27 protein-coding genes are annotated in these 20,982 nt (G+C 63.9%); 14 read left to right on the top strand and 13 right to left on the bottom strand.

The features are described 5' to 3' along the window. The first annotated feature begins 58 nt into the window (after positions 1–58). The gene (locus AB4Y82_RS07555; RefSeq protein ID WP_441602245.1) at positions 59–286 is read left to right on the top strand and encodes a hypothetical protein; all 228 of its coding nucleotides are present in this window, start codon (positions 59–61) and stop codon (positions 284–286) included. Positions 287–289: 3 nt separating this feature from the next. Here the strand turns inward: AB4Y82_RS07555 and AB4Y82_RS07550 are convergent, their stop codons facing one another. From AB4Y82_RS07550 to AB4Y82_RS07530, 5 genes are all read right to left on the bottom strand, one after another. Continuing rightward, positions 290–2,434, bottom strand: a complete 2,145-nt coding sequence (locus AB4Y82_RS07550; protein ID WP_441602244.1) for an amylo-alpha-1,6-glucosidase — start codon at positions 2,432–2,434, stop codon at positions 290–292. A gap of 4 nt (positions 2,435–2,438) precedes the next feature. Continuing rightward, the gene (locus AB4Y82_RS07545) at positions 2,439–3,497 is read right to left on the bottom strand and encodes a glycosyltransferase family 4 protein (RefSeq protein WP_441602243.1); all 1,059 of its coding nucleotides are present in this window, start codon (positions 3,495–3,497) and stop codon (positions 2,439–2,441) included. A gap of 309 nt (positions 3,498–3,806) precedes the next feature. Next, positions 3,807–4,562, bottom strand: a complete 756-nt coding sequence (locus AB4Y82_RS07540; RefSeq protein ID WP_441602242.1) for a response regulator transcription factor — start codon at positions 4,560–4,562, stop codon at positions 3,807–3,809. Between the two features lie 125 nt (positions 4,563–4,687). After that, a complete protein-coding gene (locus tag AB4Y82_RS07535) occupies positions 4,688–5,206 on the bottom strand; it encodes a hypothetical protein (protein ID WP_441602241.1) in 519 nt (172 codons plus the stop codon). 46 nt (positions 5,207–5,252) lie between these two features. After that, positions 5,253–5,543, bottom strand: coding sequence for a glycine zipper 2TM domain-containing protein (locus AB4Y82_RS07530; protein ID WP_441602446.1), 291 nt, complete (start codon positions 5,541–5,543; stop codon positions 5,253–5,255). A 266-nt stretch (positions 5,544–5,809) separates the two neighbouring features. On the opposite strand from AB4Y82_RS07530, the gene AB4Y82_RS07525 reads away from it, so the two are divergent. Then, positions 5,810–6,031 carry a hypothetical protein gene (locus AB4Y82_RS07525; protein ID WP_441602240.1) on the top strand — a complete coding sequence of 74 codons (222 nt, stop codon included), beginning with the start codon at positions 5,810–5,812 and terminating at the stop codon, positions 6,029–6,031. 57 nt (positions 6,032–6,088) lie between these two features. Here the strand turns inward: AB4Y82_RS07525 and AB4Y82_RS07520 are convergent, their stop codons facing one another. Continuing rightward, positions 6,089–6,535 (bottom strand): ferritin-like domain-containing protein, encoded by a 447-nt coding sequence (locus AB4Y82_RS07520; protein ID WP_441602239.1) that lies wholly within the window; start codon positions 6,533–6,535, stop codon positions 6,089–6,091. Positions 6,536–6,771: 236 nt separating this feature from the next. On the opposite strand from AB4Y82_RS07520, the gene AB4Y82_RS07515 reads away from it, so the two are divergent. After that, the gene (locus AB4Y82_RS07515; protein ID WP_441602238.1) at positions 6,772–6,999 is read left to right on the top strand and encodes a hypothetical protein; all 228 of its coding nucleotides are present in this window, start codon (positions 6,772–6,774) and stop codon (positions 6,997–6,999) included. Positions 7,000–7,003: 4 nt separating this feature from the next. Here AB4Y82_RS07515 and AB4Y82_RS07510 read toward each other — a convergent pair whose 3' ends face one another. Beyond that, entirely contained in the window at positions 7,004–7,378 is a 375-nt protein-coding gene (locus tag AB4Y82_RS07510; protein ID WP_441602237.1) for a response regulator, read from the bottom strand. Positions 7,379–7,537: 159 nt separating this feature from the next. Here AB4Y82_RS07510 and AB4Y82_RS07505 point away from each other — a divergent pair, with 159 nt between their 5' ends. From AB4Y82_RS07505 to AB4Y82_RS07475, 7 genes are all read left to right on the top strand, one after another. Further along, positions 7,538–8,395, top strand: coding sequence for an STAS domain-containing protein (locus tag AB4Y82_RS07505; protein ID WP_441602236.1), 858 nt, complete (start codon positions 7,538–7,540; stop codon positions 8,393–8,395). Positions 8,396–8,399: 4 nt separating this feature from the next. Then, positions 8,400–8,762 carry an STAS domain-containing protein gene (locus tag AB4Y82_RS07500; protein WP_441602235.1) on the top strand — a complete coding sequence of 121 codons (363 nt, stop codon included), beginning with the start codon at positions 8,400–8,402 and terminating at the stop codon, positions 8,760–8,762. Continuing rightward, entirely contained in the window at positions 8,759–9,163 is a 405-nt protein-coding gene (locus tag AB4Y82_RS07495) for an anti-sigma regulatory factor (RefSeq protein ID WP_441602234.1), read from the top strand. Before AB4Y82_RS07500 ends, AB4Y82_RS07495 begins: the two co-directional genes overlap by 4 nt. Further along, a complete protein-coding gene (locus AB4Y82_RS07490; RefSeq protein ID WP_441602233.1) occupies positions 9,154–10,170 on the top strand; it encodes an ATP-binding protein in 1,017 nt (338 codons plus the stop codon). The genes AB4Y82_RS07495 and AB4Y82_RS07490 overlap by 10 nt, the downstream gene beginning before the upstream one ends. Further along, complete coding sequence (locus AB4Y82_RS07485) at positions 10,163–11,044, top strand: sensor histidine kinase (protein WP_441602232.1); 882 nt, start codon at positions 10,163–10,165, stop codon at positions 11,042–11,044. Before AB4Y82_RS07490 ends, AB4Y82_RS07485 begins: the two co-directional genes overlap by 8 nt. Then, a complete protein-coding gene (locus AB4Y82_RS07480) occupies positions 11,031–12,968 on the top strand; it encodes a response regulator (RefSeq protein ID WP_441602231.1) in 1,938 nt (645 codons plus the stop codon). Before AB4Y82_RS07485 ends, AB4Y82_RS07480 begins: the two co-directional genes overlap by 14 nt. Before the next feature lie 184 nt (positions 12,969–13,152). After that, a complete protein-coding gene (locus tag AB4Y82_RS07475; protein ID WP_441602230.1) occupies positions 13,153–13,338 on the top strand; it encodes a CsbD family protein in 186 nt (61 codons plus the stop codon). Between the two features lie 58 nt (positions 13,339–13,396). On the opposite strand, the gene AB4Y82_RS07470 is transcribed toward AB4Y82_RS07475, so the two are convergent. Next, positions 13,397–14,086: a hypothetical protein gene (locus AB4Y82_RS07470; RefSeq protein ID WP_441602229.1), complete on the bottom strand. Its 690-nt coding sequence runs from the start codon at positions 14,084–14,086 to the stop codon at positions 13,397–13,399. A 92-nt stretch (positions 14,087–14,178) separates the two neighbouring features. Continuing rightward, positions 14,179–14,460 carry a hypothetical protein gene (locus AB4Y82_RS07465; RefSeq protein ID WP_441602228.1) on the bottom strand — a complete coding sequence of 94 codons (282 nt, stop codon included), beginning with the start codon at positions 14,458–14,460 and terminating at the stop codon, positions 14,179–14,181. A 263-nt stretch (positions 14,461–14,723) separates the two neighbouring features. On the opposite strand from AB4Y82_RS07465, the gene AB4Y82_RS07460 reads away from it, so the two are divergent. The 3 genes from AB4Y82_RS07460 to AB4Y82_RS07450 all read left to right on the top strand — a co-directional run bounded on the left by AB4Y82_RS07460 (position 14,724) and on the right by AB4Y82_RS07450 (position 18,258). Next, on the top strand, positions 14,724–16,559 hold the full coding sequence (locus AB4Y82_RS07460; protein WP_441611201.1) for a CHASE3 domain-containing protein: 1,836 nt from the start codon (positions 14,724–14,726) through the stop codon (positions 16,557–16,559). Between the two features lie 99 nt (positions 16,560–16,658). Beyond that, on the top strand, positions 16,659–17,588 hold the full coding sequence (gene ku / locus AB4Y82_RS07455) for a non-homologous end joining protein Ku (protein ID WP_441602226.1): 930 nt from the start codon (positions 16,659–16,661) through the stop codon (positions 17,586–17,588). A gap of 124 nt (positions 17,589–17,712) precedes the next feature. Beyond that, on the top strand, positions 17,713–18,258 hold the full coding sequence (locus tag AB4Y82_RS07450) for a type 1 glutamine amidotransferase domain-containing protein (RefSeq protein WP_441602225.1): 546 nt from the start codon (positions 17,713–17,715) through the stop codon (positions 18,256–18,258). A gap of 9 nt (positions 18,259–18,267) precedes the next feature. On the opposite strand, the gene AB4Y82_RS07445 is transcribed toward AB4Y82_RS07450, so the two are convergent. The 3 genes from AB4Y82_RS07445 to AB4Y82_RS07435 all read right to left on the bottom strand — a co-directional run bounded on the left by AB4Y82_RS07445 (position 18,268) and on the right by AB4Y82_RS07435 (position 19,828). After that, entirely contained in the window at positions 18,268–18,429 is a 162-nt protein-coding gene (locus AB4Y82_RS07445) for a hypothetical protein (RefSeq protein ID WP_441602224.1), read from the bottom strand. A gap of 100 nt (positions 18,430–18,529) precedes the next feature. Beyond that, complete coding sequence (locus AB4Y82_RS07440; protein ID WP_441602223.1) at positions 18,530–19,114, bottom strand: alpha-ketoglutarate-dependent dioxygenase AlkB; 585 nt, start codon at positions 19,112–19,114, stop codon at positions 18,530–18,532. A 78-nt stretch (positions 19,115–19,192) separates the two neighbouring features. Beyond that, positions 19,193–19,828, bottom strand: a complete 636-nt coding sequence (locus AB4Y82_RS07435; RefSeq protein WP_441602222.1) for a nucleotidyltransferase family protein — start codon at positions 19,826–19,828, stop codon at positions 19,193–19,195. 211 nt (positions 19,829–20,039) lie between these two features. Between AB4Y82_RS07435 and AB4Y82_RS07430 the strand changes: the two genes are divergently transcribed. Then, the gene (locus AB4Y82_RS07430; protein ID WP_441602221.1) at positions 20,040–20,486 is read left to right on the top strand and encodes an H-NS histone family protein; all 447 of its coding nucleotides are present in this window, start codon (positions 20,040–20,042) and stop codon (positions 20,484–20,486) included. Positions 20,487–20,543: 57 nt separating this feature from the next. Here the strand turns inward: AB4Y82_RS07430 and AB4Y82_RS07425 are convergent, their stop codons facing one another. Beyond that, complete coding sequence (locus AB4Y82_RS07425) at positions 20,544–20,843, bottom strand: hypothetical protein (RefSeq protein ID WP_441602220.1); 300 nt, start codon at positions 20,841–20,843, stop codon at positions 20,544–20,546. Positions 20,844–20,982: the final 139 nt, after the last annotated feature.

Below are 20,982 nucleotides of genomic sequence, written 5' to 3'. Positions count from 1 at the left end.
ACGCCCCGCTCGCAAAAATCCCACATCGCCGTGATGAATCCGGGCTTAGGCTCCGCCCATGAAGCCCAACCGACTACGCCTGGAACGCAGCCTCGACGAACTGGACATCGAGGTGTCCTCGTTGCTGCAGGCGCATCCTTCGGCAACCGAATTCTGGCCGCGCTTCGCCGAGCTCGCCGACGAGCTGATGCAGCGCAGCGATCCGCTCGATCAGGACTGGTTGACGGCGCGCATCGGCGCCATGTTGACCACGCACGGTGTGCAGGGCTGCTATCCGATGTTCTAAGCGCTATTGCTCGACCTGGATGCGCAAGTCGTTGTCGCCACGTTCGCGGAAGGTCACCACGCGTCCGCCGATGCGTTCAAAGCCCAGGTCCAGTTGCGCGCCGCCCACCTCGAGGCCGTTGACGACCAGTCGGTCGATGCCTTGGGGCAGGCGCGGACGACGCACGTGCACGATGCCGCGGCGTCCGTCGATCTCCACGCCCAGACAGGCCTGCATCAGCATGAACATGGTGCCGGCCGCCCAGGCCTGCGGCATGCAGGCCACCGGGTAGGCCACCGGCGGTTCGCCGGCGCGGCGGGGGAAGCCGCAGAACAACTCCGGCAGACGCATGCCGAAGTACGTGGCGGCCTCAAAGGTCTCGCCGACCAGGCGCACCACATCCGCGCGCTCGCCGTACTGCGCCATGCCTGCGGCGCCCATGGCGACATCGTGCGGCCATACCGAACCGTCGTGATAAGACATGGGGTTGTAGCGCGCCTGTTCGTTCGCCAGCGTGCGGATGCCCCAGCCGCCATCGAAGGCCGCCGAACTGAGCTGGCGGATCACCTGGCGCGCCCGCTTCTTGCGCGGCAGTCCCGTGTAAAGCAGATGCCCCACGTTGGAAGCGCGCACGCGGCATAGCGAATCGTCGCCGTCGCGGGCAATCGCGTAGTTGGCCAGGTCCTCATCCCAGAACAGCTCTTCCACCGCGTGCCGCATGTCGCTGGCGCGGGTGCGCCAGCGTGTCGCGCAGTCGCTGTCGCCGCGGTGCTCGGCCAGTTTCGCCATGCTGCGCAACGCGGCATAGACATAGCCCTGCACTTCGACCAGGGCGATCGGCCCCTGCGGAATGCGGCCATCGGCGTGGAAGACCGAATCGTTGCTGTCCTTCCAGCCCTGATTGACCAGGCCGCCCTCGGCACCGCGCGCATAGGCGAGAAAACCGTGGGCATGCGCATCGCAGGTGGTTTCAATCCAGCCCATGGCAGCCTTGAGCGAGGGCCATAGCTGGTCGATGAAGGCATAGTTGGCGGTGCGTTGCGCATAGGCGCCGGCCAGCATCACGAACAGCGGCGTGCTGTCCACGCCGCCGTAGTACAGACCGAAGGGCACTTCGCCCAGTGAGGCCATTTCGCCCGAGCGCGTCTCGTGCATGATCTTGCCCGGCGCGGAATCGCGGAATGCCGAGGTTTGCGTGGCCTGTCGACTGGACAGATAAGCCAGCACGCCGCGCGCCAGACTGGGATCCACCCATAGCGTCTGCAGGGCCGTGATCAGCCCGTCGCGCCCGAACGGCGTGGAAAACCAGGGGATGCCTGCGTAAGGGTAAGGGCCGGTAGGCAGGTCAGCTACCAGCAGCGCAATATCGGCGCGCGAGCGATCCAGCCAGTTGTTGAACAGGCGTGAATTGCTCTTCAGGCAGGCGCCACGATGGCGACGGCGGCGCATGGTGGCGCGCGCTGCGGCGGCGGCGCTGCGGTAGCGTTCGCGTGTGGGTTGCAGATGCTCGTCGCCCACCTCGAGGTAAATCGAGGTGCTGCCCAATCGTGGTATGGCCAGCTCGAAGTCCGCCCGCTGCGCGGCGAGCTGATGCGGTTTTTCGGAAAACGAAATCACCGTGCTTCGCAACACTTCATCGAGCCCGCGATAACCGAGCTGGACGTGGTCGCCATGCAGCTGGGCGGGCAGTGCTTCGCCGCGCTGTTTGCGGGTCATGCCGCGCACTTCGAAGATGTCGCGAAAATCCGCATGGAAGCGCAGGCGCACCAGCACCGTCAGGTCGCTGTCGTCGAAGTTGTGCAGGTGGATCTGCTCGAACAGGCGGTTGTCCCACAGGAGCCGCGTGCGTTGCACATGGATCACGCCCGCCGGCGCCGCCTTGCCGCCGGTGGGCGGCAAGGGCTCGTTGGTGAGGTCGGCGGTGAACAGCACGTTGTCGTGGCTCACCGCGCCGCTGAGCAGGGAAGGGCGCTCGCCGCCCAGCTCGAGGATCCAGTGGGACAGCACGCGCGTGTCGTTGCGAAACATGCCCTCCGCGCCGCCCAGCATGTCGCCGCGTGCGTCGCTCACGGCAAAGCTGTGCGCCGCCTTGAGCGCAAACATCGCCCGCGTTTCGCCGATGCTGAGGCTGTCCGTTATCTCATTGGGAGTAAACGCGTCTTCATTCATCCGCTCAGGTTCCTACCGCGCGAAGATCGGCCGACTCCATCAAGGCCTGGCGGTAGACCGTCTCGTAGGCGGCCGCCATGACGTCGGCAGTGAAGCGTCGTTCGAAGACGCTACGGATACTCTTGCGGTTGAGCCTGGGAATGCGTTTGACGGCTTCGACCGCTTCGTCCTCACTGTTTACTATGAAGCCGGTCAAGCCATCGTCGACGACGCTGGGCACCGATCCGCAGTTCCATGCGATGACGGGTGTGCCGCAGGCCATCGCCTCGATCATCACCAGCCCGAACGGCTCGGGCCAGTCGATCGGGAACAACAGGGCGCGCGCGTTGCCGAGGAACGCCTCTTTCTCTGCATCGCTGATCTCGCCCACGTATTGCACCAGCGGATCGTCGAGCATCGGCGCGATATGCTCGTGGAAATACGCCTTATCCACCGCATCCACCTTGGCGGCAATGCGCAGCGGAATGCCGGCACGTCGCGCGATGGCGATCGCCCGATCCGGTCGCTTCTCCGGCGAAATGCGGCCGAGGAAGGCCAGATAGCCCTCGCCCGAGTGCGGGTGCGCACGATAGAGCTCGGCCGGAATGCCGTGGGGCACGGTGGCAAGCCAGGACGCATTCGGCATGGGCGCGCGCTGCTGCCTGGAGATGGATACCAGCGGATATTGCGGCCAGCGCGCATAGGCGTCGGCCAGATCGGACAGATCCAGGCGGCCGTGCAAGGTGGTGATGGTACGCGAGGCCACCGCTTCAAACGCCGGCAGGTGCAGCAGGTCGATATGGAAGTGCAGCACATCGAATCGATCGATCTGTCGCTGTACCTCGTGCAGCAGGGTCAGGTGCGCGGCGAGATCGGATTTCAGTGGCGATGGATCGAGCCGGATCGATTGCGCACGCGTGGCGCACAATCGCGCCCGGGTCTGGGCGTCGGCGCTGGCGAACAGGGTGACGTCGTGACCGCGTTTGACCAGGGCGTCGGTCAGATAGGCGACGATGCGCTCGGTGCCACCATAGAGTTTGGGCGGAACCGATTCATAGAGCGGTGAGATCTGGGCGATACGCACGGTCACCTCGCTGATGGCGGACGGCGCCGCGTGGCGTCATCGGTGGAAGGGTGCATCCATGCGGTAGGCCGGGCGACTGCGTTGATGCGCATCAGCCTGGCGGCTGCATGCGTCCAATCGTCGAGGCGGGTATCGCGGCGCTTGCGGTCGATGGTTTGCTTGCGCGGGGCGGTGTTGGTCCGTGCCTTCAACTTTGCGTGGTCGAAGGTGCAGCCTGCGTGGAGATGATGTTTGACGCCACCATTCTCGAAAAAACAACGGCCGCCGATTGCTCGGCGGCCGTCGCGTCGGTGCATGTGGGGCGCTGTATCAGGCCATCGCGAGAGTCGTGCCCGACGCCTTCGGCGTTGCGCCCTTGGCGGCGGGCGAGAGATCGGCAAGGCGATAACCGGCCGTCGGCAAGGTGTGCATCAAGGGATTGGCAAACGGCTTGTCGATCGCGCGACGCAAGATGTACAGGTGCGAGCGCAAGGTGTCCGAATCGGGCAGCGATTCGCCCCACACTTCGCGTTCCAGGCGGGAGCGGCTGACCACGCGGGGCGATTCGCGCATCAGGATGGCCAGCAGGCGCAATCCGATCGGCGACAAAGTGAGCTCCTGCTCGGCGCGCGTCACGCTCAGCGTGCCGGTGTCGAAGGTGAGATCACCCACCGTGAGGACTTCACGCGACACCTGGCGCCGCTCACGACGGATGAGCGTGCGCAGGCGTGCTTCCAGCTCGCGCAGATCGAATGGCTTGCACAGGTAATCGTCGGCACCGGTGTCAAGACCGGCGACCTTGTCGTCCAGGGTGTTGCGGCCGGTGAGCATCAGGATGGGCGCGGCCAGCTTGTGCTCGGTGCGCAGGCGGCGACAGACTTCCAGGCCATCCATGCCGGGCAGCATGCCGTCGAGCACGACGGCGTCGTAGTCGTTGGACGAAGCCAGGTGCAGGCCGGTGATGCCATCGTAGGCGTAATCCACCGTATAGCCCTGGCTTTCCAGGTATTCACCCGTGGCCTGCGCGTTCTGGCGATTGTCTTCCACCAGTATCACGAAACCGGATCGACGTTTCTTGGCGTGCATGTCTTTGCCCCCACTGTGCTGTACGTGGTGAATGGCCGGATCAAATCGTTCCGGTCGTGAGCCACGTGTGAAAACCTCGTTGCCGCCGCTGGGTCGAGTCAGCTGGCGTCAGGATCGCCGCGGGCTCAGTGCACCCGCGCCTCCGAAGCGGTCGAGATATCGTCCGCATTGTTGCGTTTGAACACGTCCTTGGCGACATCCTTTTGCTTGCCGCTTTCCGTGTGCACGGAAATGAGGATGTTCCCCTCGCGGATCTTCGCGTCGTAGCGCTTGGCTTCGAACTCCGGCATGCCCAGACCCACCAGACTGCCGACCACGCCGCCGGTGGCGGTGCCGACGGCCGCGCCGCTGAGTGCGGCCATGATCGGGCCGGCTGCGATAAATGGCCCGACGCCCGGTATCGCCAACGCGCCGACGCCAGCCAGCCAACCCAGTGCAGCGCCGACGCCCATGCCGGCGATGCCGCCCGCGGTCGCGCCCTCCGGCGCCTTGGTGTTGTGCTCGTGGGCGAAGTCCTTGGTGCCCCGGCGATCCGGCAGCAGGGCGGAAATATCGTTATTGGTGAACCCGGCCTGCTTGAGTTCCAGCAGGATCACTTCAGCCTGCTCCGAGGTGCGGGCCATGCAATAGACGGACGTTTGCATGCAGGAGTCTCCTAAGGGCGATGGATGGGGGGTGATGCAGCGAGGATCAGTACTGCTCCTGATGGCAGCGGCGTTCGGTGGTATAGGTGGCGTTTTTGTCCTGATGCGATTTCTGCACCTGGTTGCCCACCACGCCGCCGGCGACCGCGCCGCCGACCGTCGCAAGCGTCTTGCCCTTGCCGCCGCCGACCTGGTTGCCGAGCACGCCGCCAGCGACGGCGCCGATGGCCGTGCCTGCAACGCGATGGGTATCGCTGGAATTGACCTGCTTCACCGGTACGTCTTCGCACACGGTGCGGGTTTGCGTCTGCGCAAACGTCGCACCCGTAAAAGTCATCAGGACGATGGCGAGAGTAGTGATGGCACGCGTCTTCATGCGTCGGTCCTCCGTTGGCATGGCAACGAGAATTACGCGCCAACAAGTGACCAGCCAGTCAAATTTCAATGGTGCAAGTCAGCTGCGGTTGCAGCAATCACAGCGGCGCGTACAGGCTGATGAATCGTTCCGATACGGCGCACCGTGAATATCGGTATTCACGCCGTGCGTGCACGCAGTTCAATCGCCAATGGCGAGGATGAAGGCGTCTACGCAGGAGTCGAACGATGATCGCCGAGAACTTCGTCATGTACGTCGCGCACGGCGAGGTGCCTGCGCCCACGCCCGATCCGGTCAAGCCGCCGGGGCCGCCCAGCCCGGTCGAGCCGCCCGCGCCGCCGGAGCCACCGGCGCCCACACCCGCGCGTCCGCCGTTGACCGATCCCGAGCCGCAGCCGCCACCGGTGGGCGATCCGGTGCCACCGCCGGAGCAGCAGCCGCAGATGTGATCAAGCGAAGCGACGGACGGCATGCCGTCCGTCGCAGGTCAACGAGATGGCAATGATTTACTGCACGGCGTGCTTGATCGCACTCATCTGATCATGGCCCTGGCGCACCGAGGTATAGGCCTGCTGGATGGATTCGCGGGCAGAGAGCGACAGCTTGTCGTCCTTGAGCGCTTCATCGTATTTGGCCTTGATGTGATCTTCGCCGCGTTCCACTTCCTCGATCACCGCCTTGTCGCCATGGCTCATGGAACTGCGCAGGCCGGTGAAGACGCGATGCGCCGAAGCGAGCACGGTGCCGTCATCGGCAGGCTCGCCGCCTTCGCGACGCACGGCCTCGCGCAGATGCGCGGCGACCTGGCGGCGCTCGGCGGCGCGGGTCAGGAAGAGATCGCGGAACTGGGCGTTTTCCGCATCCTTGGCCGCTTCGGCGTAACCGTCGACGCTGTCGATGGTGGTTTCGATCAGGCCGTTCAGTACCTTGATTTCGTGGTCGTGCTGACTCATGGGGAATAACCTCGTCGTGGGGTGTGCGACGACGATGGCGGTCCGCTCGTGAGTGCACTGCCGCTCAAATGTGAAACATCCGGAGTGAGGCGCAGATCCACTTGTCGCATTAGGCTGACGTTGCAAGAGGGCTGTGCGCATCACGCGCAGCCGACATGTTCGCGACGCGATGCATAACGTCGCGCCGCTACAACACAGGCGCCGAAGACTTTGGCCAGATGAGTCGTTGAGTCACCATGACCAAGAATCGCGACAACCTCGATAGCGATCTGGATCGACTGCAAGGCTATGCGCAGGCACTGGCCCGGAAATATCCGGAGCCGCCTTTGTTCTGGCAGGAATTCTCAGGCCTGGCGGAAGAAGTGCTGCGCAATGCTGCGCGCGACGATCACGATTGGGCGCTGCAGCGTATTCGCCGCATGGTGGCAGAGGTGGGCATGGGGGCTCCGCCGGCCAGGACGTGATCGATCAGGCCACGGCCTTGGCGGTTGCGTCGATGGCCGCAAGCAGTGTTCGACGGTCATACGGCTTGTTCAGATAGTGGATGCCCGACGCCAGCCATGCGGGATCGGGCACGGCCTCGCCCGAGGTCATCAGCACGCGCAGCCCCGGATGGGCCAGTCGCGCGAGGCGGGCCAGTTCCGCGCCGCTCATGCCGCCGGGCATGTTGATATCGGTAAACAGCACGTCGGGCTGGCCTTGTTTAAGCCATTCGCTGGCCAGTTCGCCATTGGCCATCGCATGCACGCGATGGCCCTGCGACTCCAATAACACGCTCGCAATCGTGCGGATGCCGTCGTCATCTTCGACGAGAAGAATGGTCAGGACGTGATCGGAGCTCATGGAGTCGCTTAGTGGACGAAAGGCTGTAACCGTTCTGTCTAAGGGCGTGAGCGTCAACGGCGTGTCAAATTTCCATACACATCGATCTTTTACTCAGCGCCTATTCCCAAGCCCTGCTTGATCCCGGATGATGAATGAATTCAATGGGGAGACTGCCATATGTCGATTCTCAAGCCGGCAACCATCGACGCCATCAAGAACAACGAGCCTGCCTTGCTCGCAGGGTGGGTCGCGAACTTGGAGCAGGGTGGTTCGTTGTCGGATAACCGCATCAGTCGCGACGACGTGAGCCGCCAGGCGAAGGAATTCCTGGCCTTGCTGGTGAGCGCGTCGGCCACGGGCGATGCGGCCGACCTGTCAACGACCGATTGGGCGGAATCGCGCCAGTTCCTCGAAACGCTGTCGCGCAGCCGCGCGATGCAGGGCTTCGACTCGTATCACACGGCGCACTTCATCTTTTCGCTGAAGCGTCCGTTGTTTGATCTGCTGCAGAAGACCTATGCGAGCAATCCCTCGGTGCTGTCAGGTGAGCTGTGGGCCATCTCCGAGCTGCTCGACACCTTGGGCATGCACACCATTCGCGCGTTCCAGAAGTCCCGCGAAGAAGTGATCCGGCGTCAGCAGGAAGAACTGCTCGAGCTTTCCACGCCGGTGGTCAAGCTGTGGGATGGCGTGCTGGCCTTGCCGATGATCGGTACGCTCGATTCGCAGCGCACCCAGGTGGTGATGGAGTCTCTGCTGCAGCGTATCGTGGAAACCGGTTCGGATATCGCCATTATCGACATCACCGGCGTGCCCACCGTGGATACGCTGGTGGCCCAGCACCTGTTGAAGACCGTGACGGCGATCCGGCTGATGGGCGCGGACTGCATCATCAGCGGCATCCGGCCGCAGATCGCGCAGACCATCGTGCATCTGGGCCTGGACCTGGGCGGTATCGTGACCAAGGCCAACCTGGCCGACGCGCTGGCGCTGGCGCTCAAGCGCTCGGGCCTGAGCGTGACGAAGGCCGGGTAAGCTCATGGATCGCATTCCCATTCTTCGCATGGGTAGCTTTCTGCTGGTCACCATCCAGGTCGACATGCATGATCAGCTCGCCATGACACTGCAGGACGATCTCTCGGCCAAGATCAGCGAGACCTCGGCCAAGGGTGTGCTGATCGATATTTCCGCGCTTGACGTGGTCGACTCCTTCATCGGCCGGATGATCGGCATGATCTCTGGCCTGTCGCGCATCATGGATGCCGAGACCGTGGTGGTCGGCATGCAGCCGGCCGTGGCCATCACCCTGGTGGAACTGGGCCTCACCTTGTCCGGCGTGAGCACGGCGCTCGATGTCGAGCGCGGCATGAAACTTCTGCGCGAGCGTGTCCCGACGCAATGAGTACGCCGCGCAGTGGAACCTACGCCATCCGCTCTGAGCAGGACGTTGTGCTCGGGCGCCAGGCCGTGCGCAAGCTGGCGCAGGAATGCGGCTTGCGCCTGGTGGATCAGACCAAGCTGGTGACCGCGGTCAGCGAGCTGGCGCGCAACGCCGTGATCTACGGCGGCGGCGGAGACATGGATTGGACGATCGTGGAAGAGGGCGCGCGCAAGGGCGTGCAGCTGGTTTTTCGCGATACCGGTCCGGGCATCGCCGATCTGAAGCAGGCCATGACCGATGGCTGGACCTCCGGCAACGGCCTGGGGCTTGGCCTGGCAGGTGCCAAGCGGCTGGTCGACCAATTCGAAATACAGAGCGCGCCAGGAAAGGGAACGCGCGTCACCATCACCAAATGGAATTGACGCTGCCTGGATCGCTTGGCGTCGCCATTGCGATCGATGAAATCACCCAGGTCGGCCAGGCGCGCCGTTACGCGCAGCAGCTGGCCGATGAAGCGGGTTTCGACGATGGCGATGCCGGGCGTGTCGCGCTGGTGGTGACCGAGCTGGCCACCAATGTGATCAAGCATGGCCGTGGAGGCGCGGTCTATTTGCGAGCGGTCCCTGGGCGACGCACGCGCGGCATCGAGATCGTCGCGGTGGACCGCGGACCGGGCTTCAGTCTTGCCCATTGCCTGCCGGACGGCTTCTCCACCGGCGGCACGCGGGGCATCGGGCTCGGCGCCGTGGTTCGCCAGTCGCAGGTGATGGATGTCTACGCCGATAGCCGCGGCGCGGTGGTGCTGGCCCGTTTCTATCCGCGTCAGCAGGCCGACGATGATCTGCGTTTCGGCGTGAGCCAGACGGCGTTGCATGGTGAAGCGTATTGCGGGGATGGCTGGGCGCTGGCGAGCAAGGGCACCACCTGGTCGTTCCTGATGGTCGACGGGTTGGGACATGGCGAAGCCGCAGCGTTGGCCGCAGAGGCCGCCGTCAAGGCCTTTGTCGCCCAGCCGCTGGCCGAGCCTGCGGCCCTGATGGCGGATCTGCACCAGGCCATGATGGGTACGCGCGGTGGTGCGGTGGCCTTGGCTCGGGTGGACACTGCCCAGGGAACGTTGCGCTTTTCCGGCATCGGCAACATCTCTGCGTCGTTGCTCACGCCGGAGGCCACGCGCGGCCTGGCCTCCCACCCCGGCATTGTCGGTGCGCAGTTTCGACGCGCCCAGGCCTTCGATTTCAGCGATATCATCGGGCAGTTGCTGATCATGCATAGCGACGGGCTGCAGTCGAGGTGGCGCATGGCGGATTATCCGGGCTTGTGGCAGCGGCATCCGGCGGTGATTGCCGCGGTATTGCATCGCGACTTCAATCGGATTCGCGACGACGCCACCGTCATGGTGATCTCCCTGGAGCGGACGCATGTCTGAATCCACTGAACCCCGTTCCGAGGCATCCATGCGCGAGGAGTTGGAGCGCTTGCGCGAGGAGTCGGAGTCGCTGCGCGCCGAGCTTGAGGAAACCAATCAGGGCGTGGTTGCGCTCTACGCCGAACTGGACAAGCAGGCCGAGCAGTTGCGCGAAGCCTCCGAGCTGAAGAGCCGCTTCCTGTCCTATATGAGTCACGAATTCCGCACGCCGCTGGGTTCCATCCTCAGCATCGCGCGCATCATGACCGACGAAATGGATGGCCAGCTTTCGGAAGAACAGCATCGCCAGGTCAAGTACATCTCCAACGCCGCGCGCGAACTGAGCGACATGGTCGACGACTTGCTGGACCTGGCCAAGATCGAGGCGGGGCGCATCACCATCTCGCCGGCCTGGTTCGACATGGTGGACCTGTTCTCCGCGCTGCGCGGCACCTTCCGTCCGATCACCGAGCTGACCGACGCCGACCTGATCTTCGAAGATCCCGAAGGCATGCCCAAGCTCTACACCGATGACCGCAAGGTGGCGCAGATCCTGCGCAATTACATCTCCAACGCCTTGAAGTTCACGCCGCGCGGCACCGTGAAAGTGTCGGCAACTCTGCAGGACGACGGCACCGTGTGCTTTGCCGTGCGCGATACCGGCATCGGCATCCCGCAAGATCTGCAGCAGGATCTGTTCAAGGATTTCAGCCAGCTGGAATCGCCGTTGCAGAAGCGCCTGCGCGGCACCGGCCTGGGTCTTGCGCTGTGCAAGCGCTATGCGGAATTGCTCGGTGGCCACGTCGGCATGGAAAGCAAGCCGGGCGAGGGTTCGGTGTTCTTCGTCGTTCTGCCGCGCACGCTCCCGGAGGCTGCTGCCGATGCCACGCCATAACCAGCTGCTGATCGTCGACGACAACGCCGCGACACGCTATTCGATGCGGCGCGTGCTCGAGCGCCACGGCTATCCCGTGCTGGAGGCCGGCACCGGCGCGGAAGGCCTCGCCTTGATGGCGCAGCATGTGTTTGCCGCCCTGATCCTGGACGTGAATCTGCCCGATATCAGCGGCTTCGACATTGTCCGGCACCTGCGTAGCCAGGCGCCGACGCGCTTGCTGCCCGTCATCCACGTGTCGGCCGCGTCGATCGAAACCAACGATTTGATCACCGGCCTGGATGCGGGCGCCGATGCCTACCTGATTCATCCGGTGGACCCGGACGTGCTGCTGGCCACGTTGCGCACCTTGTTGCGTGTGCGTATTGCCGAAGATGCGCTGCTGGAAAGCGAGGCGCGCTTCCGCGAGATCTTCACCAGCGCGATCGCACCCATCGCGGTGATGGACTCGGGCCTGGTGATCCATGAGGCGAACGAGGCCTTCATGCGGCTGCTGGACAGCGCCGCGGACGACGGCAGGTTGCCGGCGGCATTCGAGCACAATCAGGAAGATGCCATCGAGCAATTGCGCACGCATCTGTCAGAGCGCAAGCGCTGGCGTGGCACCTTCTCCATGAGTATTCGCGGCGTCGCTCGTTACATCGAGTGGCGTATCGCGCCGTATCGTGCGCCGGACCTGGGCCTGGTGTTTGTCGAGGATGTCACCGAGCAGTGGCGGCGCGAGCAACGCCATGTGGCGGCCCTGGCCTCGGTCAATACCCAGCTGGCCCAGGAAATCGCCGAGCGCGAACGCACGGAGTCGCAGCTGCACCAGGCCATGAAGATGGACGCGCTGGGCAAGCTGACCGGCGGCATTGCGCACGACTTCAACAACCTGCTCACCACCATCATCACCGGCATCGACCTGATGAGTCGCCATGTCGCGGAGGGTCGCGTGGAAGGCGTGCAGCGCTTTGCCGATATGGCGCTGGGTTCGGCGCGCCGCGCCGTGTCGCTGACGCATCGCCTGCTGGCCTTTGCGCGCCAGCAGCCGCTCGATCCCAGGCCGGTGGACATCAATCAGCTGATGCGTTCGCTCGGCGACCTGCTGCGCCGGACCATCGGCGAGCATATCGAGTTGCGCTTCGATTTGATGGACGGCACCGGTATCGCCAAGGTCGATGCGAACCAGCTGGAAAACGCCATCATCAACCTGGTCATCAATGCACGCGACGCCATGCCCAACGGCGGCGAGATTCGCGTGCTCACCTCCACGGTCAGCCTGGAAGGCGACAGCGAGTTGCCCGATGGCGACTATGTGCAGGTGGCGGTGATCGACAATGGCACCGGCATCGAGCCTGAAGTGCTGGAGCGCGTGTTCGAGCCGTTCTTCTCGACCAAGCCGATCGGCAAGGGCACGGGCCTGGGGCTGTCGATGATCTACGGGTTCTCGCGGCAGTCCGGCGGTCGCGTATCCATCTGCAGCCAGAGCGGCGTGGGCACGGAAGTGCGGATCACCCTGCCGCGCGGACACTTGCAGGTGGAAGAGGAAGTCGATGCTTCGATCGACCTGGTGCAAGGGCAGGGCGAAAGCATCCTCATCGTGGAGGACAACACCTCGCTGCGCGCGCTGGCCCGCGAGCTGCTCTCCGATGCGGGTTATCACTGTACCGAGGCAGAGGACGTGGAGGCCGCGTTGCGCGCCCTGCGCGGCGATGCCGCCATCCATCTCCTGCTAACCGATGTCGGCCTGCCGGGCATGAATGGCCGGCAGCTGGCTGAGGCGGCGCGCGCATGGCGACCGGCCTTGCCGATTCTCTTCATGACCGGCTACGCCGAGCGTGCATTGACCGGCGAAGAGTTGCTGGACGAAGGCATGGACATCCTGATCAAGCCCTTTGAGATCGACCAGCTGCTGACCAAGGTGCGCGACATGCTCAATTGAGCGCGCCGACTGGGGCGTGAATGCGCACGTGCTGCGCATCTGTCCTTGCCGTGCAGCTAACAAGTGGCGAGCGCAGCTGAAGACGCATTCAGAAGAACGCCGTGTTTTCTTCTATTTTCACAGGGCGGGCACCACCCAATTCCTAAAAACGTCCTGTCGCAATTAGGCGGCTCTGGAGGATGTTATGGATAAGAATCGCGTTGAAGGCACCAAGCATGAAGTAAAGGGCGCTATCAAAGAAGGCGTCGGCAAGATCACCAACAATCCCGCCAAGGAAGTCGCAGGCAATATCGAAAAGAATGCCGGCAAGATCCAGAAGGAAGTCGGCAAAGAGCACGATCGCCAGCGCGACCTCGATAAGCACCATTAATTTGCACGTACTTACGCTCTAACAGGGAGAGCGGCGCTCGGCAGGGCGCCGCTACTCTTCAGCCCGGACTGATTTCCCTGAGCACATCGGCACAGCGCACGCCTTCGCTGGCCATGCGCAGGAGCAAGGCGCGCAGATGCTCATCATCGCGTCCGCAGGGCGTATCCAGGGCCAGATCCGTCAGCAGCACGATATTGCTGAGGATATTGTTGGCACGGTGGACGGCGCCCATCGCGGCGGTAGACGTTCCATTCTCCGCCCCCAGGATCTGCCAGCACAGCAGTGGCCACATCAGCATGCGGATCTCGGCCAGCAAGGCGATGGTATCGCTGACATCGACGTCGTCGTGGGTGAAATAGACACCCAGCGAACCGAATTTCATGGGGCCTTGCTGCAAAGCCACCGCAGCGCCGCCGGCGATGCCCAGCTTCGCCAGCCAGGGGTCGCGACTGAACATGCTGCGTTCGAGCGCAACCGGCGTGGGCGCGCTGAATAGGTGCTCGATCGTGCTGCCACCCAGCGGATACAGATCGCGCGACAGGGCTTGAGCACTTGGGCCATACGACGATGCGAGCGAGCCATGCGTGCCCGCGCCGTTGAGGCGCAACACTAGGCACACGTCGGCGCCAACCTGTTGGCCGATGGTGGCGAGCAGCCACTGCATCGCTTCGGTCGCCGAGGGCCGGCCGAACGCTTCGCCGATCCAGCCTGGGATGGCGCTGCTGAAGCTCGACGGCGATGCATTCATGGCTTGCCTGCAGTCACCGCGTTCGGTGACAGAGAGATCATTCGGTGCGCTCACGCGCTCGGCCAACAGGGTGTCCAAACCCTCCGTCCAGCTCACCAGCGTAGGCGAGCCCGCGCGCGCGAGGCTCGCTCGCCAAGGTGAACGCCCGTCCACGCCACGCCAAACGCCAACGGTAACACCGCCAGGCGCAGCGCGGGCGATACCAGTCCACTTCCGGCAAGCAGCATGCAGGCCAACACCAGCAGCAGATCCGCCCCCAGGCGCCTGCGCCGGCAATCGGCAACTTTCCTGAGGTAAATGGCCATCGCCTCGTCAAACGCCGCCCGTTCCCCGAGCGAGGTGACACTGCGTTCCCGCGTGGCCATCATGCGCATTCGCTTTCCCCCAGCCTGGCGCCCCTACGGCGCGTGAAGGCATGGTAGCGGCTGAGAAGGTGATGACCGTATCAAGAAATCGTGTGAATGGAATTGCGCGCTCTACACACCATAAAGACCCGATTGACAGCCTCGGGCGTATGGGGAAAATCGCGGGATCTACGTTATGAAACGGTGATGTTTCCAGTTCGCTGGCAGCACGCCGTCCTCGCGTTGGCCGGTGTCGGCGATGTGTTCAAGGGGGTTCGATGGAATCGGTAGCCATGCGCTCGCGCATGAGGCGAGGCATCGTTGGCGGGTTCGCGCTATTGGGCGTGGCCTGCGTATTGATCGTGTTTGCCGTGGCGTCGAGTTTTCGCGCCGAACGGTGGGTGGAGCATTCGCTGGAGCTGCAGCAGAGCACCTGGGAGCTTTTCAGTCTCGTGCAGGATGCCGAGACGGGGCAGCGCGGTTATCTGCTGACCGGCGATCGCTCCTATCTCCAGCCCTTCCTCGAGGCGAAGGCGCAACTGCCCGAACGCGAAGATCAGCTGCGCCGCATGGTGGCGCTCAGCCCCGAGCGCGCTGCCCAGCAGAATCAGCTGTTCGATCTGATCGCCGCGAAGATGGATGAGCTGGGCCGCACCGTGCAACTGCGCGGCAACGGCCAGCTCGATGAATCCGCCGCGCTGGTCAAGACCGACGCCGGCCGCCAGCTGATGGTGCAGATACGCAGCGTCGTCACCGGCATGGACCGGGGCGAGCAGGACGTACTGAGCAAGCGCACCTCGGCCATGGATACGCAGCGCCTGCTGCTGATGGTCGCCATCGTGCTGGCGATCGGGCTGGCCTGCGCGCTGGCCTATATGGTGATACGCGAGGGCCGGCAGCACTCTCATGCGTTGCGACGCTCCGTGCTGGCGCTGGAGCAGGAAATCCAGCAGCGCGAAGAAGTCGAGGCACAGCTGCGCCAGGCGCAGAAGATGGAAGCGATCGGCCAGCTCACCGGTGGCGTCGCCCACGATTTCAACAATATGCTGGCCATCATCATCGGCAATCTCGAGTTGCTGATACGGCGGCTGCCCACGGAGGACGCTCGCCTGCAGGGGCCCGCCAACAACGCGCTCAACGGCGCGATGATGGCGGGGGAGCTGACCAAGCAACTGCTGGCGTTCTCGCGCCAGCAGGCGCTGCAACCCAAACCCACCGACATCAATCTGTGCATTCGCGACATGTCCGCGCTATTGCGCCGGTCGCTGGGCGAAAACATCCAGATCGAGACGGTGCAGGCCGGCGGCCTGTGGCCAGCCTTTGTCGATCGCGCGCAACTGGAAAGCGCTATCGTCAATCTCGCGGTGAACAGCCGCGACGCCATGAATGGCTCGGGCAAGCTCACCATCGAGACGGCCAACACCGTGCTCGATCGCACCTACGCCAAGCAGCATCTGGAAGTCACCTCGGGCCAGTACGTGATGGTGGCGGTGACCGACACCGGTGGCGGCATGAGCGCGGAGGTCATGCAGAAAGCCTTCGACCCGTTCTTCAGCACCAAGGAGCTGGGCAAGGGTACGGGCCTGGGCCTGAGCCAGGTGCACGGCTTCGTCAAGCAATCGCACGGGCACATCAAGATCTACAGCGAGATCGGCGTCGGTACGACGGTGAAGATCTATCTGCCGCGCGACTTCTCCGAGGCGCTGGACGAGACGGTTGCGCCCCATCGTGAGGAGGCCTTGCTCTCGCAGCACAAAGTGCTGGTGGTCGAGGACGATCAGGATGTGCGCCTGTTCGTGGTCAACGCGCTGCGCGAGATCGGCTATATCGCGATCGAAGCCGGCGGCGCGGATGCCGCCTTGATGGCCCTGGACGAACACCCCGACGTCCGCGTACTGCTGACCGATGTGGTGATGCCCGGCACCAATGGCCGTCAATTGGCCAGCAAGGCCAAGGAGCGCTACCCCGAACTGATCGTGGTCTACATGACCGGCTATACGCGTAACGCGATTGTCCACAATGGTGTCCTCGACCCCGGCGTGCGCTTGATCAGCAAGCCGTTCACCATGGTGGACCTGGCGCGCGAGATGCTGGCGGCGATCAAGGACGGCACCAGCGAGCACGCCTAGCGGGAGCCAGGCGTTGCTGGGCGGGATTTCACGCGTGGCTCACCGCGGGCTCACGCGGGAGGGCTTTTGCTCAGGGTTCGTCTTTCGAGGAGCCCTGCCATGGCCCGCCCCATCTGGAACGGAACGCTGTCGTTCGGTCTGTTGAACGTGCCGGTATCCGTGATGCCGGCGGAGCGCCGCGTCGACCTGCATTTCCGCATGCTCGACAGCCGCAGCAATACGCCCATCCGCTACGAGCGCGTCAACGCCGACACCGGCGAGGAGGTGCCGTGGAAGGACATCGTCAAGGCGTACGAATACAAGAAGGGCAGCTACGTGGTGCTGCGGCCCGAAGACATCAAATCCGCCTCACCGGAAGGGCGCGAGGCGGTGGAGGTGGAGGCCTTTGTCGATGCCGCGGCCGTAGGCCCCGAATACTTCGAGAAGCCCTATGTGCTGGTGCCCGGCAAGAAGGCCGAAAAGGGTTATGTGCTGCTGCGCGAAACGCTGCGACGCACCGGCAAGATCGGCATCGCACGCGTGGTGATACGTACGCGTGGCTATCTCTCCGCGGTGATTCCCAAGGATGACAGCCTGCTGCTGGTGCTGCTGCGCTATCCGCAGGAGCTGGTAGATGTGGACGATTACGCGCTGCCGTCGGGGAAAACAGCCAGCTATCGCATTACCGCCAAGGAATTGCAGATGGCCGAGCAACTGGTCGATTCCATGTCCGGCAAGTGGGAGCCGGGCGACTTCCGGGACGAATTCCGCGACCGCCTGCACAAGGTGATCGAGAAGCGCATGAAGTCCAAGGGCGTGGTGACGCCGATCGATGACGAGCCGTCGGCGCCGGAAGACGCCAGCACCAATGTGGTGGATTTCATGTCGCTGCTGCAGAAGAGCCTGGCGAGCAAGAAACGCACGCCGGCAAAGAAAGCGGCTTCGCGCAGCAAGGCCAAGGAGACCAGCACTCCGCGCAAACGCGCCACGGCCAAGAAGACCGCCAAGAAAGCACCTGCCCGCAAGCGCGCGTCGCGACGAACCGCTTGAATCTCGGACATGACGCAAGACTGAGCCGAACCCGACCTCGTCACGCAGCGACCACGCAGAACCGACGCGACCCGTATGGCGTGTTTTGCAGGATCGGCACCCACCAGTCAGGAGAGGTAGCGTCATGACACAAGCCAGAATCAACGGTCGCAAAGTGGCGATGCTTGCCACCGACGGTTTCGAACAGTCGGAGCTGATGGAGCCCAAGCGCTTGCTGGAAGAAGCGGGTGCACAGGTGACGGTGATTGCCCCGGAAGGCAAGCAGCAGATCACCGGCTGGAACAAGAAGGACTGGGGTGACGATGTCCGTGTCGATGCATCGCTCGACGAGGCCAAGGCCGAGGGTTTCGATGCGCTGGTGTTGCCCGGCGGCGTGATAAATCCGGACAACCTGCGCCAGCTTCCGCAGGCGGTCGAATTCGTCAAGGCCTTCGGCAGCGCGGGCAAGCCGATCGCCGCTATTTGCCATGGGCCGTGGACTTTGATCAATGCGGGCCTGGTCAAGGGCCACCAGGTCACCTCATGGCCGTCCCTGCGCCAGGATCTCGAAAATGCCGGCGCCACCTGGGTGGACCGCGACGTGGTGACCGACGGTCAGCTCATCACCAGCCGGAAGCCCGCGGATATTCCTGCCTTCGTCGATGCGGTGATTAAAAGCCTGGCGGCCTGATCTATCTGCTTACGAGGACTTGGGCTTTTGCCGTGGGTTGTTTTGCGGCTCATGCGGGGTGTGCTCGTCGGGCATGTTCTTGCCCTTCGATGGCGTGGGTTGCGGTTCGGGATAGCCTGAGGTGCCCGGTGGCTGATGATGCGGGTCCTGCTCTTTCTTGTGGTTGCTCATGGCGATGGCCTTTGCGGGACGTATCCCGAGGCTGTCGCCTGGCTCTTCAAGAAGGCGTCGCGCTGGCGTGAGTGTTGCGTTGTGCGTTCAGGCCCGAGATTCAGTCGCGCTTGCGGGTCCTGAACGCGAGGCTGATGCGCGGGCCCAGCGGATGGGTCTGCTTGGGAATGCCGTGGTCGTAATGGAGCTGGGTTTCCCAGCTCATCAGCAGCAGGCTGCCGGCCGCCAGATCCAGGTCCAGGCGCCGTGCCGGCACGTGTTTCTTGTTGCGGATGTGCATGCGTCGCGTCTCGCCCAGTGAGATCAGCGCGATCGGGTGACCTTCGTGCAGATCGCCGAGGCGGTCGTTGTGCATGGCGACGCTGTCGTGCTCGTCGCGATAGAGATTGAGGCCGATGCTGTTGAACTGCTCGCCGGTGATGGCGCGCACCTGCTCGAGCGCTTTGCCCAGGGGCTCGGGCAGATCCGCATCGTCGGCTGCAAAATGTGCAGTCAGGCGCGGCACATCGAGCTCGCGTTCGTACATCACGCGGCGCTGTTGCCGCCAGATCGGGCTGTCCAGCAGCAGCGCGTGCCACTGCGCCGCCTGCTCGGCGGGGATGACGTTTTCTTCATAGACGATCCGTCCGCTGGTGTCATCCAGCAGCACCAGCGGGCCTTGGGAAAACAGCGAAAATTGCGTCACGGGCGGGCAGGGCAAAGAGCTTGGGAATGGCCTGGAGATGGGGGCGGTCAGCCTGAATTCGAGTGCCCCGTGCGGCGCTCAAAAAGCCCCGTCGTCCGTGGGTGGCTTCGCTCGCCGACTTGGCCACGCGCCCTCTTCGTCGGGGTTGTCGGTATCGAGGAAGGCTTCGGGCAGGTCGAAGGCGTCGACCTGCGCGGCGTATTTTTGCAGCAAGGATTCTGCGCCGGCAGCCGCCTGCAGCGTGGCGAGTTCCTCGGCATAAGCGATCGGGAAAATGCAGGGCAAGCGCAGCACGCGCTGCCGACCGCAGGCCAGGATGCGGTCGGGTGCCGCGGCGTGCGCGGCCAGCATTTTTTCCATATGGCCGACACGGATCGATGCCTGGTTGGCCAGGAGCACCATCAATGCGCGCAACGGTTCTGCGCTGGCCAGCAGCGCTTTCACGCCCTCGGCCAGCGAGCCGCCGGCACCCTCCGACGAGGCCTGGTTTTCGACAGGGACGATATCCAGATTGTTGAGGCAGGCGATGACGCCGTCCCCTTGCGCACCGACCACGACCACCACGGGCTGCAGGCGTGCAGCCAGTGCATCACGTGCGACGCGTCGCACCGTAGGTTCGCCATCGATGGCGATGACCTGCCTGAGCGCATCAAGGCGACTGGCGCTGTCGGCCGCCAGGATGATGCCGCCCACGCGAAGTTTGCGGTGATTCATTGCCGTGTCCACACGTGGAGCAGACGGGCTTCGTCATCGACGGTGACGGGCGGATTGGCGATGTCCATGGTGCAGAGTCAGCGACGAATCGCGTGGAGATTTTGTCAACGTGCCGACAAGCATCACATCGTCGACGAATCAGACAGGTCGATGGAGTCATCAGGCTTGCAATGGCTTAGACTGAGCTCGAACCCACTACGCAGGTATATCGATGGCTATTGATCTGAAGAACCTTACGCCCAAAGAACTGCAGGCTCTCATTGCGAACGCGAGTGCCCATATGCAGGAGGCACGGGTGGCCCACGTGCGGGCCATCAAGGAAAAGATCGATGCCCTGTTGAGTCATGCAGGCCTGAACCTGGACGACGTCTATCCCGCGCGCGGCAAGAAGGTCGCGGGCAAGAAGGGCAAGACCGGCTCGGTAGCGCCGAAGTATCGCGACCCGTCTGATCCATCCGTGACGTGGTCGGGACGTGGCCGCCAGCCGCTCTGGTTCGTGAAGGCGCTCAAGCGTCGCGGCGTGACCGAAGCGGATCTGCTGATTGACGGCGCTGCCAGCTCCGCTGCGCAACCCAAGCGCGCCAAAGCCGCCAAAAAGACGCCGAAAAAGGCCGTGAAGCGTGCGGTGCGCAAGACCACTGCCAAGAAGAAAGCCTAAGACGGCCTGATCGCGCTGCGGTGATCGGCCTCACCATCACCGCAGCGCGATACCTGCTCAGGTCAGCGTAACCGCCAGCGCAAACGTGATGGCCCAGAGCGCGAGCTGCAGCGCCAGCGTAGGCAGGATCTGCCGGACGCGACGACGGCCGGGGGCCGTGAACCAGAACATGATGGGAATCTGCCCGAACATCAGCAGCTGGGCGATGTGATCGGCCAGGTCGTTGACGTGGTGCGCGTGCAGTCCGTACCGCAACAGCTCGGATGCGATCATCAGCAGGACAGCCAGCGACATCAGCAGCGGGAGGGCACCGTCCCAGGCCCGCAGCGGCGCAGTGGCTGCATGTTTATAGGCCATGGCAACACTCTCTTTGCCGATACGGCGCGACCATGCCCGCCCCATGTGGCAGGCGCATGACGGCCACCGGGCGCCGGCATCCGTCCACCGTGGCGCGTTGGCGATGGCCGCGGTTTGCTGCGGATTGGCCGGTTCCCTC

It is taken from the genome of Dyella sp. 2YAF14 (assembly GCF_052114725.1).
Taxonomy (GTDB): domain Bacteria; phylum Pseudomonadota; class Gammaproteobacteria; order Xanthomonadales; family Rhodanobacteraceae; genus Dyella.
Note: the sequence above shows the minus strand (reverse complement) of the source record. Positions and strands in the feature narration are given on the sequence as shown.

Excerpts from the sequence above, each read along its gene's own strand:
- AB4Y82_RS07465 (WP_441602228.1), bottom strand. The coding sequence starts at position 14,460 with ATGCGCATGATGGCCACGCGGGAACGCAGTGTCACCTCGCTCGGGGAA.
- ku (WP_441602226.1), top strand. The coding sequence starts at position 16,659 with ATGGCCCGCCCCATCTGGAACGGAACGCTGTCGTTCGGTCTGTTGAAC.
- AB4Y82_RS07445 (WP_441602224.1), bottom strand. The coding sequence starts at position 18,429 with ATGAGCAACCACAAGAAAGAGCAGGACCCGCATCATCAGCCACCGGGC.
- AB4Y82_RS07550 (WP_441602244.1), bottom strand. The coding sequence starts at position 2,434 with ATGAATGAAGACGCGTTTACTCCCAATGAGATAACGGACAGCCTCAGC.
- AB4Y82_RS07470 (WP_441602229.1), bottom strand. The coding sequence starts at position 14,086 with ATGAATGCATCGCCGTCGAGCTTCAGCAGCGCCATCCCAGGCTGGATC.
- AB4Y82_RS07540 (WP_441602242.1), bottom strand. The coding sequence starts at position 4,562 with ATGCACGCCAAGAAACGTCGATCCGGTTTCGTGATACTGGTGGAAGAC.
- AB4Y82_RS07480 (WP_441602231.1), top strand. The coding sequence starts at position 11,031 with ATGCCACGCCATAACCAGCTGCTGATCGTCGACGACAACGCCGCGACA.
- AB4Y82_RS07555 (WP_441602245.1), top strand. The coding sequence starts at position 59 with ATGAAGCCCAACCGACTACGCCTGGAACGCAGCCTCGACGAACTGGAC.
- AB4Y82_RS07510 (WP_441602237.1), bottom strand. The coding sequence starts at position 7,378 with ATGAGCTCCGATCACGTCCTGACCATTCTTCTCGTCGAAGATGACGAC.
- AB4Y82_RS07500 (WP_441602235.1), top strand. The coding sequence starts at position 8,400 with ATGGATCGCATTCCCATTCTTCGCATGGGTAGCTTTCTGCTGGTCACC.
- AB4Y82_RS07430 (WP_441602221.1), top strand. The coding sequence starts at position 20,040 with ATGGCTATTGATCTGAAGAACCTTACGCCCAAAGAACTGCAGGCTCTC.
- AB4Y82_RS07485 (WP_441602232.1), top strand. The coding sequence starts at position 10,163 with ATGTCTGAATCCACTGAACCCCGTTCCGAGGCATCCATGCGCGAGGAG.
- AB4Y82_RS07475 (WP_441602230.1), top strand. The coding sequence starts at position 13,153 with ATGGATAAGAATCGCGTTGAAGGCACCAAGCATGAAGTAAAGGGCGCT.
- AB4Y82_RS07460 (WP_441611201.1), top strand. The coding sequence starts at position 14,724 with ATGCGCTCGCGCATGAGGCGAGGCATCGTTGGCGGGTTCGCGCTATTG.
- AB4Y82_RS07515 (WP_441602238.1), top strand. The coding sequence starts at position 6,772 with ATGACCAAGAATCGCGACAACCTCGATAGCGATCTGGATCGACTGCAA.
- AB4Y82_RS07520 (WP_441602239.1), bottom strand. The coding sequence starts at position 6,535 with ATGAGTCAGCACGACCACGAAATCAAGGTACTGAACGGCCTGATCGAA.
- AB4Y82_RS07450 (WP_441602225.1), top strand. The coding sequence starts at position 17,713 with ATGACACAAGCCAGAATCAACGGTCGCAAAGTGGCGATGCTTGCCACC.
- AB4Y82_RS07535 (WP_441602241.1), bottom strand. The coding sequence starts at position 5,206 with ATGCAAACGTCCGTCTATTGCATGGCCCGCACCTCGGAGCAGGCTGAA.
- AB4Y82_RS07435 (WP_441602222.1), bottom strand. The coding sequence starts at position 19,828 with ATGAATCACCGCAAACTTCGCGTGGGCGGCATCATCCTGGCGGCCGAC.
- AB4Y82_RS07425 (WP_441602220.1), bottom strand. The coding sequence starts at position 20,843 with ATGGCCTATAAACATGCAGCCACTGCGCCGCTGCGGGCCTGGGACGGT.
- AB4Y82_RS07530 (WP_441602446.1), bottom strand. The coding sequence starts at position 5,543 with ATGACTTTTACGGGTGCGACGTTTGCGCAGACGCAAACCCGCACCGTG.
- AB4Y82_RS07490 (WP_441602233.1), top strand. The coding sequence starts at position 9,154 with ATGGAATTGACGCTGCCTGGATCGCTTGGCGTCGCCATTGCGATCGAT.
- AB4Y82_RS07495 (WP_441602234.1), top strand. The coding sequence starts at position 8,759 with ATGAGTACGCCGCGCAGTGGAACCTACGCCATCCGCTCTGAGCAGGAC.
- AB4Y82_RS07525 (WP_441602240.1), top strand. The coding sequence starts at position 5,810 with ATGATCGCCGAGAACTTCGTCATGTACGTCGCGCACGGCGAGGTGCCT.
- AB4Y82_RS07505 (WP_441602236.1), top strand. The coding sequence starts at position 7,538 with ATGTCGATTCTCAAGCCGGCAACCATCGACGCCATCAAGAACAACGAG.